The organism is Cytobacillus oceanisediminis (assembly GCF_003182355.1).
GTDB classification, from domain to species: Bacteria; Bacillota; Bacilli; order Bacillales; family Cytobacillaceae; genus Cytobacillus; species Cytobacillus oceanisediminis_A.
Genome location: NZ_QGTW01000010.1, coordinates 201,114 through 218,479, shown reverse-complemented (window position 1 = coordinate 218,479; position 17,366 = coordinate 201,114). Strand labels below are relative to the sequence as shown.

General features: G+C 33.0%; 23 protein-coding genes and 1 pseudogene. 1 reads left to right on the top strand and 23 read right to left on the bottom strand.

Translation table 11 applies throughout. From position 1 onward, the window contains the following. Positions 1-215 precede the first annotated feature (215 nt). The 22 genes and pseudogenes from DFO73_RS29425 to DFO73_RS18605 form a co-directional block, all read right to left on the bottom strand. Positions 216-448: pseudogene (locus DFO73_RS29425) on the bottom strand (GNAT family N-acetyltransferase); the annotation flags it as partial. Between the two features lie 11 nt (positions 449-459). Then, the gene (locus tag DFO73_RS18705) at positions 460-654 is read right to left on the bottom strand and encodes a hypothetical protein (RefSeq protein ID WP_110066226.1); all 195 of its coding nucleotides are present in this window, start codon (positions 652-654) and stop codon (positions 460-462) included. A gap of 344 nt (positions 655-998) precedes the next feature. Continuing rightward, complete coding sequence (locus DFO73_RS18700; protein ID WP_110066225.1) at positions 999-1,571, bottom strand: hypothetical protein; 573 nt, start codon at positions 1,569-1,571, stop codon at positions 999-1,001. A 133-nt stretch (positions 1,572-1,704) separates the two neighbouring features. Next, positions 1,705-1,992 carry a DUF5316 domain-containing protein gene (locus DFO73_RS18695; protein ID WP_110066224.1) on the bottom strand — a complete coding sequence of 96 codons (288 nt, stop codon included), beginning with the start codon at positions 1,990-1,992 and terminating at the stop codon, positions 1,705-1,707. Between the two features lie 581 nt (positions 1,993-2,573). Next, a complete protein-coding gene (locus tag DFO73_RS18685; protein ID WP_110066222.1) occupies positions 2,574-3,047 on the bottom strand; it encodes a hypothetical protein in 474 nt (157 codons plus the stop codon). Between the two features lie 267 nt (positions 3,048-3,314). Continuing rightward, positions 3,315-4,676: an erythromycin esterase family protein gene (locus DFO73_RS18680; RefSeq protein ID WP_110066221.1), complete on the bottom strand. Its 1,362-nt coding sequence runs from the start codon at positions 4,674-4,676 to the stop codon at positions 3,315-3,317. Positions 4,677-4,769: 93 nt separating this feature from the next. Further along, positions 4,770-5,225, bottom strand: a complete 456-nt coding sequence (locus DFO73_RS18675) for an SRPBCC family protein (protein ID WP_110066220.1) — start codon at positions 5,223-5,225, stop codon at positions 4,770-4,772. 175 nt (positions 5,226-5,400) lie between these two features. Next, positions 5,401-5,811, bottom strand: a complete 411-nt coding sequence (locus DFO73_RS18670) for a hypothetical protein (protein ID WP_110066219.1) — start codon at positions 5,809-5,811, stop codon at positions 5,401-5,403. 175 nt (positions 5,812-5,986) lie between these two features. Next, the gene (locus DFO73_RS18665; protein WP_110066218.1) at positions 5,987-6,493 is read right to left on the bottom strand and encodes a hypothetical protein; all 507 of its coding nucleotides are present in this window, start codon (positions 6,491-6,493) and stop codon (positions 5,987-5,989) included. Between the two features lie 134 nt (positions 6,494-6,627). Beyond that, positions 6,628-7,245, bottom strand: a complete 618-nt coding sequence (locus DFO73_RS18660) for an NUDIX hydrolase (protein ID WP_110066217.1) — start codon at positions 7,243-7,245, stop codon at positions 6,628-6,630. A gap of 108 nt (positions 7,246-7,353) precedes the next feature. Then, positions 7,354-7,701, bottom strand: coding sequence for a hypothetical protein (locus DFO73_RS18655; protein WP_110066216.1), 348 nt, complete (start codon positions 7,699-7,701; stop codon positions 7,354-7,356). A gap of 151 nt (positions 7,702-7,852) precedes the next feature. After that, complete coding sequence (locus DFO73_RS18650) at positions 7,853-8,512, bottom strand: HAD family hydrolase (protein WP_110066215.1); 660 nt, start codon at positions 8,510-8,512, stop codon at positions 7,853-7,855. Positions 8,513-8,847: 335 nt separating this feature from the next. Then, positions 8,848-9,408, bottom strand: coding sequence for a group-specific protein (locus tag DFO73_RS18645; protein WP_110066214.1), 561 nt, complete (start codon positions 9,406-9,408; stop codon positions 8,848-8,850). A 51-nt stretch (positions 9,409-9,459) separates the two neighbouring features. Further along, complete coding sequence (locus DFO73_RS18640; RefSeq protein WP_110066213.1) at positions 9,460-10,041, bottom strand: histidine phosphatase family protein; 582 nt, start codon at positions 10,039-10,041, stop codon at positions 9,460-9,462. Between the two features lie 249 nt (positions 10,042-10,290). Beyond that, a complete protein-coding gene (locus DFO73_RS29660) occupies positions 10,291-10,725 on the bottom strand; it encodes a hypothetical protein (protein WP_309043754.1) in 435 nt (144 codons plus the stop codon). Between the two features lie 182 nt (positions 10,726-10,907). Next, positions 10,908-11,120 (bottom strand): hypothetical protein, encoded by a 213-nt coding sequence (locus tag DFO73_RS29655; protein WP_309043753.1) that lies wholly within the window; start codon positions 11,118-11,120, stop codon positions 10,908-10,910. Positions 11,121-11,401: 281 nt separating this feature from the next. Then, entirely contained in the window at positions 11,402-11,971 is a 570-nt protein-coding gene (locus DFO73_RS18630; RefSeq protein ID WP_110066212.1) for a nucleotidyltransferase domain-containing protein, read from the bottom strand. 53 nt (positions 11,972-12,024) lie between these two features. After that, positions 12,025-12,492: a GNAT family N-acetyltransferase gene (locus DFO73_RS18625; protein ID WP_110066211.1), complete on the bottom strand. Its 468-nt coding sequence runs from the start codon at positions 12,490-12,492 to the stop codon at positions 12,025-12,027. Positions 12,493-12,573: 81 nt separating this feature from the next. Continuing rightward, positions 12,574-13,281: an MBL fold metallo-hydrolase gene (locus DFO73_RS18620; protein WP_110066210.1), complete on the bottom strand. Its 708-nt coding sequence runs from the start codon at positions 13,279-13,281 to the stop codon at positions 12,574-12,576. A gap of 147 nt (positions 13,282-13,428) precedes the next feature. After that, positions 13,429-14,442 (bottom strand): ParB N-terminal domain-containing protein, encoded by a 1,014-nt coding sequence (locus DFO73_RS18615; RefSeq protein ID WP_181396061.1) that lies wholly within the window; start codon positions 14,440-14,442, stop codon positions 13,429-13,431. Between the two features lie 67 nt (positions 14,443-14,509). After that, positions 14,510-15,172, bottom strand: coding sequence for a restriction endonuclease (locus tag DFO73_RS18610; RefSeq protein WP_181396060.1), 663 nt, complete (start codon positions 15,170-15,172; stop codon positions 14,510-14,512). A 356-nt stretch (positions 15,173-15,528) separates the two neighbouring features. Then, positions 15,529-15,735 carry a helix-turn-helix domain-containing protein gene (locus DFO73_RS18605; RefSeq protein WP_110066207.1) on the bottom strand — a complete coding sequence of 69 codons (207 nt, stop codon included), beginning with the start codon at positions 15,733-15,735 and terminating at the stop codon, positions 15,529-15,531. A gap of 1,004 nt (positions 15,736-16,739) precedes the next feature. Between DFO73_RS18605 and DFO73_RS18595 the strand changes: the two genes are divergently transcribed. Next, entirely contained in the window at positions 16,740-17,033 is a 294-nt protein-coding gene (locus DFO73_RS18595; RefSeq protein ID WP_110066206.1) for a hypothetical protein, read from the top strand. Here DFO73_RS18595 and DFO73_RS18590 read toward each other — a convergent pair. Then, the gene (locus DFO73_RS18590) at positions 17,010-17,348 is read right to left on the bottom strand and encodes a hypothetical protein (RefSeq protein WP_110066205.1); all 339 of its coding nucleotides are present in this window, start codon (positions 17,346-17,348) and stop codon (positions 17,010-17,012) included. The genes DFO73_RS18595 and DFO73_RS18590 overlap by 24 nt on opposite strands. Between the last annotated feature and the right edge of the window lie 18 nt (positions 17,349-17,366).

Sequence of the window (17,366 nt, the reverse complement as noted above, 5' to 3'; positions counted from 1 at the left end):
GAAATTTAATTGTCTTTTTTAAACTACCTGCCCCTTTGTTCAAAAGAAAAAAGCCGCCTATATTGGCAGCTGGATCTTCAAGTAACGCACCCGTTTGTTTAAGTACTCTTCTTCACAAACTTAATTCTGAGATGCGGCCCATTAGTTGAACAAAAAAAGCCGCCTGGCTCGGCAACTGATCATGAACATAAGCATTCTTTAGTTTAGGAAATTTTAATATTATCTTTTCTCAATTCAGGATGAACCCCAACAAAGTGAATATACGACTTATTAGGTTGAGATTGGGATAGAAATCCAATTAGAAAGTCTCAATTTCCCTATTCTTTTCAGCAATAAAACTTGTATTTGAAAAATGTTCGAAAAATAATTTTGGTAACATATCAGACATATTCCTTACTCCCCACTATTCATTAATTAGTGGAGATAGTAGCGACGAACCTAATCCAATAGACTGTCATTTTAACTATTTGAATTAGTAGCAAAGAAAAACACAATTATTATGGTAATAATTAGAGCTTGAGCAAAACAAATAACAAAATCATTTTTCCAATTAGTTTTACTAAAGAGGCTCCCTTTACCACCAACTGTGCTTAATAATCGAGCTATTAAAAAGCTACATACCCAAATACTAAAGAAAGTTAATATAAATCCCATTGTTCTCCACCTTTTTAACTAAATAAAGAAGTAACTTAAGCCTTTAGCTCAATCAAAAAACAGCCTGTGATGTATACTGGACCTTTGTACAAGCCTTTCCCGTCAACTTAATAAGTTATTTCATTTTTCATTATCTAAAATGTTTTAAAAATTTCTTTTCCTTTTTATTCCTAAACTCATAAACAAATCACTCTACAAAATACTACCATAAAACCATCTTTTTTGTTCAACTAACCTGCCCCTTTTGTTCTACAAGAAAAAAGCCGCTTGGTTTGGCAGCTGATCTTGAACATAAGCTCCATTATGTTGAAGAAGAATGACCTTAATTTCATCCCAACTAGTGTTTACTGTTTAATTTGTCTGACTACACTTTTAACAAGTTCCAAAGGGTCATTATCGTCAGAAGGAGTTACCGTTAAGACATAAGAAACTCCCTCTAGATTAATTGCAAAGAATTCAAACCTGCCGCCATCTTCACTTTCCTTGAAAGAATAATCCACTGGGATTCCTTCAATTTTTTTGGTTTCAGAATCTGCCTGCAACACTTCGTAATTACTGACCTCTAAAGTAACGAGTCGCTCGCCTTTAAATTCTCCGAACAATATTTTTCTTTCATTAGCATTTTCAATAGCTTCTTTTTGCTTATCCGTTAATTTAACAAGTTTCCCCCTATTTTTTGTATAAGTGATTGTAGCAACTTGTCTGTCTCCAAGTGGCTTACCTTCAAAGACTGGTGGATTCTGAATTTCGGCATAATTAATTTGATAACCGTCCAAGTTTGGAATAACAATGTCCGTTCCCAGTGCTTCTTCCATTTCTTTTGTAATCGATGCCGTTGGGAATTTCTCTTGACCGTCTGCACAACCGACAAGAACTAAAAATGTTAGGACTATGAAAGCCAATATTTTCTTATACATCTTTTCACCCCTTTGCAACTGGTAGCTTAGAAAGTAAAGTATTTAAAAATTCTTTCTGTACTCTTGAACTCTCACACAACGCCGACGGGTTATAAGTTAATAGAGTCTAGAAATGCTCTGATTAACAACACTATTAAGAAATTATTGTCAATAAGATAGCAACTAAAAAATTGGGTGCTCCAACAGCAACCAGAGTAAGCATTCTATTGTACCTTTTTTGCCTTTCAGAACTTGTTTCAGTAGCAAAATTAGCTCTGATTTTATCACCACTTATAAAAACTCCCGAAAGTAATCCTGCTACTAAAAGGCAACCTAATCCAATACCGCCTGAAATCAAAATAAACACATCCAAATTTGTAAAAAAACCAAAGAGAAAAAGGAAAAAAGCTAGTAAAATGCCAATCAAAAAACTTTTTTTCACTTTTTAACATCTCCTTTTTCACTATATATACGGAACAACACCCTGAAGGTTTCGTAATATTAAAAATAATCTATACGAAATTAAATATTCCGCTTATTAAACAAACCTGCCCCGTTTGTTCAATTAAAAAAAGCCGCCTGAAAGCAGCCCAATGGTAGAACATTTATTACTACAAAATTAACTTAGCTATAATTATGAAAAGTATTGATATAGAAAAAAAGCAAATAAAGAAATATCCAAAATACCTTAACAGTTTAGGCAATTTCTTTAAATCTACATCGGTTGGATAACCCTCAATGTTACTCATATGCTCCATTGCATCATTAATAGGTTTTTTATCAGACATTTTTCATCCACTCCTGGATTCAAATTCCTTAATTTACTTATTCAACAAATATACAAGTATCCCTTCCTAAGCTAACCTGCCCCTTTAGTTTAAGTACATTTCTTCACTTTCTCACACCAATATTAACTTAAATATCCAGTTTTGTTTGTGAGTCTTATTCTATTAAATGGCCCTTTTCATGAAGAAAGACACTTTCCTTATTTCAGAAAAGCGCCCGTTTGTTGAATAACCAATTTTAGTAATTGCCAACAAAAACACTTAATCCACCAGACATTCCAAAAGGGATTTCGTTATTTCCTTCTTTAACATAACCTTTTAATTCAACACGTGGGTTCTCAAAATCAAGTAAATCTGTATCGGAAAACACCTCATTTATAGGAGCAAAAATTGAAAATTTTGTTGTCTCTCCTGATTTAAGGTTTACTGGTCTTGTTGAGTTATCTGCTTCTCCTTCAACAACAAAAGGATTACCTTTTGAGCCATTTGACGTTTTTATTGGGTAACTTAAATTAAACGTAAGATGAGTTAAATCAAAGCCAGTTTTGTTTGATATTTCTATCGTATAAGATTTAAACTCATGGGTTGATTGTGTATTAACAACATTGAAAATAATATTTTCATCATTAAACTGTTCCTTTTTTGTTGAACAACCAAATAGTACACCAAGTAACATAATTGAACTAATTAAAATCAAATACTTTTTCTTCATCTTCTCCCCCCTATTTCTACTTTCCTATTAACATATATAACCAATTTTATATTAAGTTGATATTTAATTAACCTGCACCTATACTTCAAGAAAGATAATGAAAAATGGGCTGTCGGAACAGCACATCGGTTCTTCAATTATTGCGCCCTTTAATGGAATAATTAAAATATGGTCCCAATCCTAAAATTACTTAATTCTTCTTCAACTAAAGCACCCGTTAGTTTAAGTGCATTTTTTCACAACCATCTTTCCCCAAGTTAATGTTGATTACTTTAAATACAATGGGGGATTCACCTCTTTAATATAGATTATCGCATCATAGTTTTCACGTATATTAGGTATGTATTCACGATGATAGCCCCAGGATAGAGCTTCTAACGACTGGAACATCCATTTGTTTTCTTGGTTATTTTCAGCATGAGATAATTCAGCAAAAACTGCATCGTAATTCCCTCGACTAAGTATATTTTCAAGAGTTCCATCTTTTTGTATCCCATCTTCCTCATTGACGGAATGAACAGTGCGGTCATTTCCTGCCGTTTTGCCTGATCCCATATATAATCCAATAATATAGCTATCCATTTTAATAGTCTCAGGAAGTCGTTCAGTCATAGAAATAATCGTTTTAGACCCATCAACATATGCAACATCGACTTTTGAATTTTGATCACGGATATGATCATTGTGTCCCCACACAATGATTTTCTTGTTTGGAAAAACATCTTCAAATAAGGATTTCAAAACAGTGGACATCATTTGATCTCGCATGTCAGCTTGTTGTTCAATAGGTGCATCTGAATCTGGATAATTTCTAACATAGCTAATTCTCGTATTGAGTTCTAATTCAACAAGTGACAGTAATTCAGGAAAATCTGGAAATTCTCTAGTAAACATATTCTCATTTTTTTTAACAATCGAAAGTAAATTATCATATCTGACTGCACAATCTTCTCTTTCCTTTGCTGGCTTAGCCGAGTACATCAGATTAAATGCGGTACATTGCTCAACTATTTTTCTGTATTCATTCTTGGAAGAATCCCCAATTTTACTAAGCAAGTCTTCAAACCATGTATTGAAGAAATGGGTGGGACGAACATCAACACCAGATAATATAAGGGGAGAGTCAGTTAAACTTGTCTCTTTAATATATTGAAACAGCGACAGCACTTCTTCGGTTACCCATACACCTGGCAAACTTCCTCTTAACATTTCCTTTGGAGCAAGTTTTTTAACGCTATTTTGAACAGCAATAGCATCTCCTAAGTTACTCTCAAAGGCAACTATTTCAAACCCTAATTCTTTATGCAGGTACATTATCATATCAACTTTAATTTCATTGAATTCAGCTACCCCATGGCTACTCTCTCCCAAGAAAACTATGCGTTTGTCTTCCAATAGTGTTTTCAAGAATGAAAAATCTATTTCTTCGGAGGAACCCAGAGGAAGTTCTATGATTGAGTTATTATCTAATGGATTTTCTTTATTTACTGGAGATAAAGTAAATATCAAGGTTAATATCACAAATACAATAAAGACTAAAGAAACAAATTTTTTAATAAAACTTCCCCCTTTGGAACCTCCAAGGTAGCTGCTTAAATTTTCTACGATTAGGAATGAGAAATGTTTCACAGTTCTTTCACTAATCTGCCCTTTTGTAGAAGAAGAAAAAGCTACCGCAATGGCAGTTTTGATCTCTACTCAAGCCCCGTTTGTTTATGAAGGTTAATCCATATTTTCAGCAAGCTTTTTCAGTGCCTTTGCACGAGAAACAATAAATGCTCTCATATACTTCTCCAAAAACAACTTATCGGCTACAACACTAATTAGACCGAATGGTGATTTATACTGAAATTTATCGATCATTGTGGTTCCGCCTGCTTCTTCGATAAATTGATGGGTATGAATAAATGACTGGAAAGCTCCCTTCACCATAATATCTACAAACTTATGAGGTTTTTCCATTAATGTTACTTTGGCCGTCAACCTTTGTTTAATACCGAAGTGAATGGCTTCCCAGGTAACAGTATCACCCAGTTCTAATAATCCTTCTCTCACCCCACCAACAGCTCTTTCTTTTGTTTTAGAGGTCGTTTGAGTATGAATTTCCACGTTTCTTGCAAGGTCAAAACATATTTTAACAGGTGCTTTAATAAATTGTTGATGCTCAATAACAGGCATTTTATATTCTCCTTTTACAAGCCTTACTAACACTATAATTATAATTAGTCGAAGTCGATATTAACTATTTTATTGAACTAACCTGCCCCGTTAGCTAAATAAGGATTTCAACAAAAATAGGCGTTAATCCTTCTTGGATCAACGCACCCATTAGTAAGCAAAAGAAATATTCTTCTTATTGAGACAAATGTTTGTAATCTAATATTTCTATCTTAAAACCATGATTACATTTCAGCTTATTAAGCTTTTCACTGTTACAGGATGGGGATATTCTTACCTTAACTAAATCTTCCTTATCATTATCAAGATTTTTGGAAGGGATTAGAATTCTTACGGCTACATCATAAGAATGATTGTCATTGTAATTTATACCGACGATTCTTTGCCAATTCCAGCCAAAAAGGGTATCGCCCCCATACTCTTTTATCACTCTTTTATCAATAGTTGGAAATACAAGGTCTGAAATAATATCCTCTGTTGTGACATAAGAATCCACTTCCTTTAGAACCGTTTCTGCTTTAGCAGTTTGGATAGGAGTAAAAGCAAATACTAAAAACCCTAATATGAATAAGTATTGTTTAACCATCAAGCTTCACCCCCATATTTATATTTTCTCCATATTCTTCACTAAAACTCCATTAGTATTCTTTATTGATTTATCGCCCCGTAAGCACAATAATAAAAGCTGCATCAATAGCAGCTGGAACTACAATATAAGCACCCTTTAGTTGAATAACAGAATTTTTTTATATCGGTATTTGTCAATTTTCAGTACATTTATTCCAATTAAAAGGTTTTAAATAAAACCTAACCGCTTTCTTTTCATATACTGACATAACAACCCAAACTTCTCCCTTTTTATGTAATTCCTTTAGTATATTGTTTCCATCGTTTCTTTTATAAAGAAAATATCCCTTTGTACCTTCTAAACCATTTTCTAAGAACAATCTCATTGAACCAATACTATAACCTACAAATAAATGCTGTAAGGAAATTTTGTCAGAATGGTCATTAAGGTTATCCCCTACTTTTAAATTTAAATCACTGTGCTTAAATTCTTGATATCCTGATAAATCTAATTTATAGCTCTTAACAATATCTTTTAGCACTACATTATCAAATTTTTTCCATTCTTTTTCAAATTCTTCTACACAAACGCTTTTAGGTGGTTTTCCTTCTCCTTTTGATTTGGCAAATACGTTTACGTTATTTATTCCACAAAATATGATAATGAACATAAGCAATAAAAGAGAAGACCTTTTGTACATTTTTCATCACCCTAAATTATATTTAGGTATATTTTGTCCAAGTCAATTACAACTATCCTTAAACTGCCCCGATAGCACAAGAAGCGACTGTCCATATAGAACAATCGCCACGTTAGTTAAAAACAGTATAAAAATCAATCCAAATAGACAGGTTCTTGTGGATTATGTAAATGTTTAAAGACCAATTGAATTTGTGATTCCGTATTTCTAGCTATCGATAATGGTGGTAGTTGATTTTCAGCAAAAAACTCAACTGCACTTGTTTCAATTCCTTCTTTTGGTTCCCCACCAATGATTTCACATTGGATAAACATTTTATAAACGTGATATGGAGAAGGAGGATGGGGATGGCACTTCTTATCAAGTACACCTATCAATTTTATTACTTTGACATCAAACCCTGATTCTTCTTTTACTTCTTTGACCGCAACTTCACTTGGAGTTAATCCTATATCGCCCCAACCGCCTGGTAAAGACCAATCTCCGTCAGTATTTTCTCTAACCATTAAAATTTTATTGTCCATAAATACAACAGACCTGATATCTACCTTCGGAGTGGCATAACCAGTTTCATTAGCAAACAAATCTTTTATTACTGTCTTGTCTATATCTGCTTGTTGTGACAATATTTCAACGCTTATATTTCTTATCAATTCAAACCTTTCCAAGTCATATACATCTTTCGAATAAGTTAATCCTGCCTGTGCAATAGATTGCAGTTGTTTCCCCCATTCAAGCCATTTAGGTTCCATATATCCTCACCACCAATTTCATTATACCTAATATTACCATATCATTTTCGAATACTTAAACAGTACCTTATTCAACTTAACTGACCCGTTAGTTTAATAAGTCCTCGTTTAATCTTCATAACAGCTTATCAAAAAGGGAACATTCAGTTCCGAAATTCTCCTTAACAAATCGGGTTCGAATGCCATATTGCACTGTCCTTTATAGTACACTGCTATGTCTAAATAACTTTCTTCAGCACCACATTCTTTAACAGTATTAATATAGTTATGAACTGCTTCTACAATCCACTTCAAACATTCTTCTCCATCATTACTGTTAGATAGACTTATTGGTGGACATAAATCTGCACTACCAAAATCTTTTCTAGATAGTGTCCATCCTGTTTTCTTTTCTAATAATTCAGGTGAGAATGAATCCCCACGCATTGTGAAAGATATATCCATTCGGATTGTCATTTATTCCCCTCCAAAAATACACACTCAAGGTTAAAATTCTATTTAGGTTGAAGCAATCCTACTTCAGGTTTTGGACTAGATTCGATTCCAACTTCTATATCGATACGCAAAAAGGGGTGGCAACCCTCCTATTGTAAGATTCTAACTGTTTTCACATTCTTCGGATAACTAATGGGATTTCTTCCAGACCATCAATAATGATATCTGCTTCGACATTGCCCCATTGAAAATCCCTTTTCCAGATTCCTTTCATTCCTACTTTGCGGGCAGCTTTTACATCATTTTCTGGATGATCGCCAATAAATATTGATTCACTAGGAGATACTTTAAGTTGTTCTATGGATCTCTTAAATATTTCAGGGTCAGGCTTTTTTAATCCCTCCCATTCAGATATTAGAATCGATTCAAAATACTCCTCTATACCCAATGCCGTTATATTATCCATTTGAAACTGACCTTTACCATTTGTAACTATCCCCAAAATAAGATTGTTGCTTTTTAATTCATCTAACATACTTATTAAGTTTGGAAAAGGGACACAATGATTTCTAAATTGGTTTTTGTAATCTTCAAGTAATCCTTCCCAGGTTAATTCAGTAATACCAAATTCATTGATTAATTGTTGGTATACTTTGTCTTTCCAAACATATCCCCGATTATCTAGTTCTATGAATCGTGAAATAAATAATTCTTTTGGTATGTGACCTACCCATTTGCTAAATCGCTCATATTGATTGTCAATAAACTTTTTTACAGATTTATCTCGATCTAATAAAGTCCCGTCTAAATCAAATAAAATTGCCCTAATTATCTCTTGTCAACTCCATTCATAAAAATTATTTTGTGAAATAATACTAGATATCATATTATCCAACCCATTATTTTTAGTTAATAAAGAAGCCACTGAAAAGATAGCTAATCTTAAATAGTAAAAGTTAGTATGTTGTAATAGACGTAAAATCCTTTCGGATAACTACTAAACTTCATAATTTTTTGGAGAACGGTGAATGATCATCCAACTATATAGTGAGACGGTATTATAGCCTTTATTGGTGTATCTCAGCCTAGTGCTGAAAAAGTACTTCCTCAACAGTTGACGCCGCTATTAATATGGCTGTATTACATATTCCTTTTTAGTAACATAGTTTATTCCTTTTTGTTCCAAGTGATTATTTCTGTTTCCTTAATCTCAACATCCCCAAGACTTAAAACATGTGGGATAAAGGGAAATAACCCAAATTTGTTACCCTTTTGATGCTCTTGTTTATAATATTCAATTGTATGTATAGGTAGTTTTTTTATTTCTTCATACGCCGTGATATTCAATAGTTCTATTTCATCTGGCTCTATGGCACCTGCTGGTCCCTTGTATTTATTTTTGGAGTACAGATAAAAGGCATTTTTATTATTTGCAAGCCTTTCAATTGGAATTTTAAAAAACTCTAAGTTATCATTTGTCCTTATTCCTAAGTCTTGGATCGCTTTATAAACATGGTTAGGGTGCAAAGGTAGGAAGTGAAGAACATCATTCCATAAACAGTTAAGTTTAGGGATTTGTTTTTTTAGCAATTGGGGTCTGTCGGGGTGATCATAATATTTTTTAATATACTTTCCATATAATTTAGGATGAGTATTCTTTAGTCCATTTAATGGAATTAGTTTTGTTCCAACAAGCTCGGTTGGAACCATATGATACACATACTTGATAAAATCTCCTCCCTTAATATGAAAGGTTATTAAAGCAAAAATAATATTCCTCTAATTGTTATAACAAGAAAGGTGTGATATTTGATTGTAGTTATCTATCTTCCATTCTTCTTGATGAAAATTTATGCTGCTAATGCAAGCATTCATCAATTTGGTTTTTCCAGATCCAATTTCACCATTTGACAAATTAGCTAATATAACGTTAATGACAGCTCCATGAGCAACTAATAGTATTTTGCTTTCACCGAAGTCCTCAACTATCCTTTGTAAACCGCTCATTACTCGTTTACTTAACGAAGATCTATCTTCTTGGTTAGGATAAATTTTATCTGGGTAGATTTTTATGCGCACTTCATTGGTCAATCCCTCCGCATCCCCGTAATCTCTTTCTAAAAGTTCCATCATTTCAATCAATGGCACCCCTATATTTTTATTTATTATTTCAGCTGTATGCTTTGCCCGCACCAAAGGGCTTGTTATGATTACATCCCACTCAGAACTTTTAAGAAACTCGCTGCACTCCTCTGCTTGCAAGATCCCTGACTTATTTAATGGAATATCAGTTCTCCCCTGAAGCTTTCCTTCAACATTCCAATCCGTTTCCCCATGTCTTATTAAACATACCCTTGAAATAGCTATCCACCCCCTATGTTCTTATTATTCTAAGTTGAATTTTCCTGAAATCAATTAAAAAGATAAACAAATTAACTAATTATTTTTCAACTAACCTGCCCGTAATTGAACAAGGAATTAATACTTTCCTTTAGTTAAAGGCTTCAACATAAAAGTACCATAATCCTTCCTTGATTAAAGGACCCTTTAGTTTAGAAGGACTTCCTAAAATAAAAAAAGCAGCAACTTGCTGCCTTTAAAATATAAACATTACACCATATTAAGTATTTCATTAACCCATTCAGGATCTTCTTCTAATCCAAGTTTATCACATAAGCTCTTGTGGACTCTTTTAAATTCTGGAACCATTTTTTCTATCACTTTCATTATTTCTTTAGGTTCCCTGCTACTATGCCATTGTTCTAAAAGTGATAACTGCCAATCGGAAAGTTTGCTTCTTATACCTTCTAGTTTAGCCCAATCTCCAAATGCATTGGGCTGTATCTCTGCCTCCATATACCAAGCTGTTGTCATTGATAATCTTAAATTATCTAAACAATGCAGGGCATAATATATTTCTTTTCTCATTACTCTTCGATAGGCTTCGTGAACATATGCAAAAAATTTTGTTCTCCAAATCTCAACCTCTTGAATAGTTGTTTCATATGTTAAAACCATTGATTTTTCTAATGCATCTTGTATCAATCCAGTAGTATCGTGAACAACTTTTATATTTTGAAGCCAAACTGATGGCTGAATATCCTTTAATTTATAATAAAATGTATCTACTTTAACAAAAGTATTATAATGTGCAATACTATGAGCTGCCCAAGGAAAGTCTTCGTAAAATAGAACTTTGCCCCAATTTTTAGCCCTATGTTTTTTATTTAACTATATTCTTCAAACACTTCATCTTTGACAACTATACGGAGGTCAATATCAGAGTATACGTCTGTATTCTGATTGCCAAGTGAGCCTCCATAAAAAACAGCTAAAACATTTTCATCATTTAGTAAATCTTGTTCAATTGAATTTAATAATACTTGGCGATGTTTTGGAACTTCTAAATCCCTGCTTTTATGTTTCGTTTCTAATCCCACACACGTAAACCAACTCCTTATATTTATAGTGCTTTCAATAGTTAAAATTCTCCAAGTAAGGAATAAAACCTTCTTCAACTACTGCCCGTTAATATAATCAACAGCTAAAGAGATCCATTATTTATATACTTTTTTATCATACGTCACATATTTAACAGCATTCGTAAATTGTTCTTGAAAAAAAACTTTTTATCTCTTTCGCTCAAAATTAGTTGAGATCAATGCCTTATTCATTTAAGGGAAAATCTTAATATTGTAGCCCTGGCCGTACCTCTGAGCTTTTAAATTAATAATTTCAGCCATTCATGTTCAGGATATTGCGAGCAAATTGCTTTTTGCAGCCATTTCTTCTTATTTTTATCTAGATTATCTTTTACAGCTAAGAAGTCCTGGTTATCTTTTTCTCTTGTATTTTTAGCCTTATATAGAAGTACAATTTCTGGATTTAAATAGCGATAACCCATTTGTGACACACTGTAAACTGAATATAGTGGATAAGTTGTGGTCAAATCTCTACGGAACAACCAATAATCACCCTTTGTTTCGTTAAGAAGTATTTCTAATTTCTGTCCCATGCTATTATTCAAAGCATGAATTTCATGAATAGGAAGCTCTAAAAATTCATCTTGCCAAGGAAGGAATTCTCCGCTACTAACTTTTTTAAGTTCCCAATCCTTAAGAAAAGACTTCAATTCTAATTGATCTTTTCTAAAAATGGAAATTTCTATATCTTGATGGTGTCTTGTTTCTTTACCCAGATATAGATCAATTGCCCAGCCGCCTGCAAAGAACCAAGGTTTATTAAATCCTGACATCAAAGAATTAATACTTTTACACTGTTCAAATGGCACATACTCCCCTCCCGATTACAATTGAATAAGAAAACATACTTTATTCATAATCCCTAACCTATCAACTTTTTAAAATCAACTCTTGTGTAGGTCTTATCGTAGGATTTGCCTTCTTCGTTATAAAAAGTTGCTCTTTTTTTATATGGCTCAGAAATCGCTTTGTAACCATGTTTTATTACGAGATTTATCATTTTTGGATTTTCTATTGGATCTATACTTACATATATCTCTGGATAACCAAGTTTTCGAGCCATATTTTCACGGTACCTAATTATCTCTGAACCGATACCATATCCCCTAAGATTTTCGACTACATAGAGGTCACTTAATTTAGGGAATAAAAAACCAGTTAATTTTAGGACTCCAAATCCTAAAATAAGTTTTTTCTGTTCAGCAATTATCAAATATAATTTTTTTCTTGAAGATTGAAGTAAATATTTTCGAAATAATTCTTTATTATCTCTAACTGCACATATCCCATCTAGATCTTTTTTGTTCGCCACTCGAATTCTGTAATCCATTATTAACTTCCTTCCATTAGTCTTGCAATTAACAAAGATTTTCACGACAGCCTAATTTTATTCGTTATATTGAAGAAAAAATCAATTGTTCTCAACCTGCCTAATAAAAGCTTCTAATTGTGTAATATCTGCTGGGTTACCGTGTCCATGAATATATATTTTTGCAGACTGGCGGTGCAATGATTTAAGTATATCTAAAGACACCTTATTATCAGAAGGTTTTGGATAAAAGCAATCACCTACAAAAAACACATTGGAATTTAACTCTTTAATCAATATCGAATCTTTTGCATGCACTCCTCCAATGTGACTTAATTCCAAAGAAACACTTTTTAGCTCTAAAGTCATAGAATTAGTAAAAGTCATTGTCGGTAATGATATGTCAAATGAATCCCAATCTTTTATTGCCGCTAATTTTGCTTCATGGCTAAGCTTCATTGAAGGATCATTTTTTATTTCATTTAATATGTACTCTTTGTTCCAATTAATTTTCTTCATTTGTTTTAAATAATCGTAAGTAAGTTCATGGGCTACAATTTCACAGTCATTAAATACAGAAGCCCCAAAGGTGTGATCCCAGTGATGATGTGTTAAGAGGATGTATTTAACAGGCGGAGCCTGTATTTTTTCTAATTCAGATTTTATTAGTCTTGCTTGCTGAGGACTATTTCCACTATCAATTAAACCAGTTTGGTCATCATCTATAATAACTCCTACATTAGCCTGTACCCCTTCTGGATTAAAAGGAAAAAGCCATATATTATCACTTATCTTCAATAAACTACTCATTTCATCCCCACCCAAATTGCTAATTTCTATATATATTCGATATGTGGCTCATCTACCCTTCTCAAATTAATAAAATTGAAAAAGCCACCATATTGTGGCGGCCTCATTGGTATTATAATAACTTAGCTTAAGTAGTAAATAATCATTCTAATTGAAATAAAAAGTTAACTTGTTTCCGTTCCTTTTTTCCATAATGATCGTCTGTTTCTTGATTTTGTTCTCATCTTTATGTTTTGATCTTTCTCTTTTTAAATCGTCAGTATTCTCCGTTTTCTCCTCCTTTCTATTGTATTGTTCTTTTATGAATACCCAATCCAAACGATTAGTTAAATGCTGCAATGATTTCCTTAGCTTTCTTTTTTGAATTTCTGTCGTCAGTAGTTGAAGATCTTCATGTATGAGCTCGGAAATCCGCTCCATTTCATCACAAATATATTCAATCCAGTTACCCACGTTTTCCTTTTGCGGATTTTGTTTCATCATTTCTTCAAATATTAAGAAGCCTGCCTCATTGTTAGTAAACTTTGCTGTTTTTCTAGCTTTTTCTATGACAGTAATTTTTTGATTCAGGTTCAGATTATCATACCTAGAATGGCTTACTACTCTTTTGATTGCATCTGCATGGATGGTAGTGATTTTACCCTGATAAAGCATTTCTAATAATTGACTTCTGTAATGGCCTAATTCCTTTAATTCATAAATTAAAGCAAGAGCATCTTGACTACGCCGTTTTATCTCATATTTAATTCTATCTTCCTGAGGAACTTGGTTTCCTTTTTCCATTCTTCTTTTCTTACTTTTGGGAATCAAGGCGGTGCAGTTCTCATTGTTTTTGATTTCTTCATAAACAAGCTGCTGATCTAATCCTGTGGTTTTCTTCCCATTGGAGATTAAGATTAGCCTTAATGCATTTCTGTTCTCTTGAGAGGTTATTCCACTATTAACCGTACACTTTATTTTATTAAACTTACTTTTATTCTCTAACATCGCCAGGTATCTTCGGTACCCGTGAATAAGGAAGAAGTCGCCATTTTCGTCTGGTCCTTCGACCAATACTGGCTCCAGTTGTCCAAAAGCTGTTAAATTTCTAGACAATTCGGTTACATCTTTATTTGTCCTACCTATTATGTCACATTGAATTTTACTTATTGGAATTTCCAAATCATACACCTCTGTATCACATAAATTTTACAAAAGTATATGAATCAGGAAATTTGTCCTATGACAACTATATCCCTTTCGCTTCTTCAATCAGTTCAATTAATCGAGGTAAATCAACTAATTTTATCGGCTTATTTATGGAGTATGTACTTGCTGGCTGGGTAAAATAACTTGTTGTTATAAAAAAGCCTTCTTTAGCATCCATATCCATTAAAGCACTATGGAACTTTTGGATTTCAGGGCGGGAGACTTTATTCTTTTCATTATATCTCTTGCACTCCACTAAATAGATCTCATTATTTTTTCTTAAGATGATATCTTTACCGCCATCTCCTGTGCGAGGAGTTAATTCTACGTCAAACCCTTTAGCTAGATATAGATTTGCAACAAATTTTTCAAAGTCGTATGAAGTCATCTCCATGAGCTTAAAATATTCTGAGTCTCTTAGTACCCTAAGTTTTGCCTGTTCCTGCTTGATTTTCGTTCGGTTATTACTCTGATTATTTAAAAAGATATAAATTAAACATATGAGTGATGTAATGATAATGGTAATATACAACCAATCTAAGGCTGAAAACGTTTGTATATAATACCTTACATTTATAATGAAATTTTGTATTGATTCGAGAACCGTTTTGTAAATAGCATATAAAGCGATAGCTCCTAATATTAGCCATTCAATATTACTTTGTACTTTAGAACTTCTCCTTCTATATCTTCTTTTCCCCATCAAACCGCCCCTCCCTTGTCCATTCATATTCTGATGAGTAAGAGGTTATTCGTATGGAGAAATGAAATATAGCCATTTAGAAGGAATTAATATAAAAGAGCCATATGACCTTAGTAATTATTTTCAAGTTATAAGTCTCTTTTATTTTACTTGCCTTGGTTCTGTTTCATCATCTTTATTTTTAATGCAGAATCAGTGACGGCACTTGTGGAGTTCAATCTAGGTTCTGTAAGAAGGTTCTAGATAGTTCACCTTCCTTGATGGGGGGATGGCTTAAATACTCGAATGATGGTGCAGGCTGTACTTAAATCAAAAGGTTACTAAGCAAAGTAAAAAGCCCTCCTCAATCGAGAGCTTTATCTATTATCTTCTGTAAGTTCTTCAACCGTAATTCCATAGAATTCAGCGAGCATCTTCAAATTATCCTCTTTTGGCTTAGCTACATTTCTTTCATACTTACTTAGCATACTATAAGAAATTCCAGTAGCTTTAGATACTTCCTGTTGAGTCATATTTTTTTTAAATCTTTCCATTTTCAAGTTTATTCCTATACTGCCGTACATATTATCACCCAAGATTTTTGTCGGAAAAATCCACAAAAGTTTTAGTCAAGAATAAAAAAGCCCTTCTTTCGAAAGGCTCATGTTCCATGTTCATCTCCAATTGTTCACATGGGAAGATAAAAACCAACCACTTCACCAAATGGTTGGTCAAATAAGGAGCAAGTAAATGACAGGCATCCAACCTTCATTCACTTATGTGTAAGCCCAGCGACGGTATCACACAACTTGAATATTACATGTTCACCATTTATTTGTCTGTATCTAATTTGTGAAAAATAAAAAATTCTTTGTCTTACTAGGATTTTTCTTATTTGCTTTTACTTCTTTTAACGTTGTTAATGCAGAAACTGTTCCAAAGGCAGAAAGTTTGTATGTCAAAACAGTAGACATTGTTTCAGACCTTGTTTTTCCCACTATTGATAAAAGGGTGATAAAAGAGTACGGGGCGACCCCCTTTTTGACTGCCAATGGCAAAGGATCGTTGGTATACATTATAATAACAACCATTCTTATGACGTTTCCGTAAGAATTCAAATCCCTTCCAAAAATCTTGTTCATGATAAAGAAGATTTAGTTAAAGGAAGAGTATCCCCATCCTGTGACAGCGGAAAGATTAACAAACTTAAAAGTAATCACGATTTCAAAATAGAAATTATAGAATACAAACACTTGTCCAAATAAGAGATAAAAAACTATCCCCATATTATTAAAAGGATAGCTAATAAGCTTTCCTTTTTGCTTACTATTTGTTTTCCTTTTTCGCTTTTTTCTCCCCTTCAACCGACTCAATTATTTACATTTCGAACAATCACGAATGAAAGATATTCCAAGTCTCATGAAAGAATATGCCTGATACAGAGGCTGACATTTTGTATTTTAACGATTAAAATGTCTATCAAATGATGGACATTTCAACCTCTATCTCTTAAAGTTTTATTCATTTTATGAAAGGAAAAAGACCTTTCTGCATAAATAATTGTATGAACAAAAAGGAGGGAACAGCTTTGGGGTATTTGAAATATATGAACGATGATGGAGGCATAGAGATTTATCCTTTCTTAATGGATGAAGGGTTTGTCTCTACCTCCTCAAAAGAATACTATTTAGTAAGAAAGTTAGACTCTGGATATCTGATTTTTATAATCGAGCAGAATGTTTTAAATGGTTATTTATATGACTCTGGCGGCAAACAAATTTATGCCGCGAATATAAGCTATAAGCAGGGAAATTTTATTGAAAGATATTCGTTTTTAGCTATCTATGCCAGTCGATTTCTATCTGGCACCAAGGAAGTCTAAAAATTCTAAATGAAAACCTTTGGCTTGTATGATTTCATCAAGTATGAATGATTGTATTTGAGATGTATTGAACTTTGGCAGAGAGGGGGTATCTTCTCTGCTGTACTTTCTAAAGCTTTCTAAATCAATATCGTATTCGGTATGAATGTCCCTATAATAAAAATCAATGAAACGATTTGCTTCATCAATAACCTTAGTCAGTTTATTTTTTGATAGGTCGACTAGTTTTTCAGTGTCTAGTGGTACATAGATTGTAAAAAAATAACTTTCATCCCCACATGATATTTTAAATTTTGCCCGTTTCTGATTCAACATTATTACTCACCTTTTCTA

Coding starts and splice junctions, on each gene's coding strand:
- DFO73_RS18660 (WP_110066217.1), bottom strand. CDS start 7,245: ATGGAACCTAAATGGCTTGAATGGGGGAAACAACTGCAATCTATTGCA.
- DFO73_RS18605 (WP_110066207.1), bottom strand. CDS start 15,735: ATGTACGGCAGTATAGGAATAAACTTGAAAATGGAAAGATTTAAAAAA.
- DFO73_RS18625 (WP_110066211.1), bottom strand. CDS start 12,492: ATGGATTACAGAATTCGAGTGGCGAACAAAAAAGATCTAGATGGGATA.
- DFO73_RS18620 (WP_110066210.1), bottom strand. CDS start 13,281: ATGAGTAGTTTATTGAAGATAAGTGATAATATATGGCTTTTTCCTTTT.
- DFO73_RS18705 (WP_110066226.1), bottom strand. CDS start 654: ATGGGATTTATATTAACTTTCTTTAGTATTTGGGTATGTAGCTTTTTA.
- DFO73_RS18610 (WP_181396060.1), bottom strand. CDS start 15,172: ATGGGGAAAAGAAGATATAGAAGGAGAAGTTCTAAAGTACAAAGTAAT.
- DFO73_RS18685 (WP_110066222.1), bottom strand. CDS start 3,047: ATGAAGAAAAAGTATTTGATTTTAATTAGTTCAATTATGTTACTTGGT.
- DFO73_RS18675 (WP_110066220.1), bottom strand. CDS start 5,225: ATGCCTGTTATTGAGCATCAACAATTTATTAAAGCACCTGTTAAAATA.
- DFO73_RS18670 (WP_110066219.1), bottom strand. CDS start 5,811: ATGGTTAAACAATACTTATTCATATTAGGGTTTTTAGTATTTGCTTTT.
- DFO73_RS18655 (WP_110066216.1), bottom strand. CDS start 7,701: ATGACAATCCGAATGGATATATCTTTCACAATGCGTGGGGATTCATTC.
- DFO73_RS18590 (WP_110066205.1), bottom strand. CDS start 17,348: ATGTTGAATCAGAAACGGGCAAAATTTAAAATATCATGTGGGGATGAA.
- DFO73_RS18665 (WP_110066218.1), bottom strand. CDS start 6,493: ATGTACAAAAGGTCTTCTCTTTTATTGCTTATGTTCATTATCATATTT.
- DFO73_RS18700 (WP_110066225.1), bottom strand. CDS start 1,571: ATGTATAAGAAAATATTGGCTTTCATAGTCCTAACATTTTTAGTTCTT.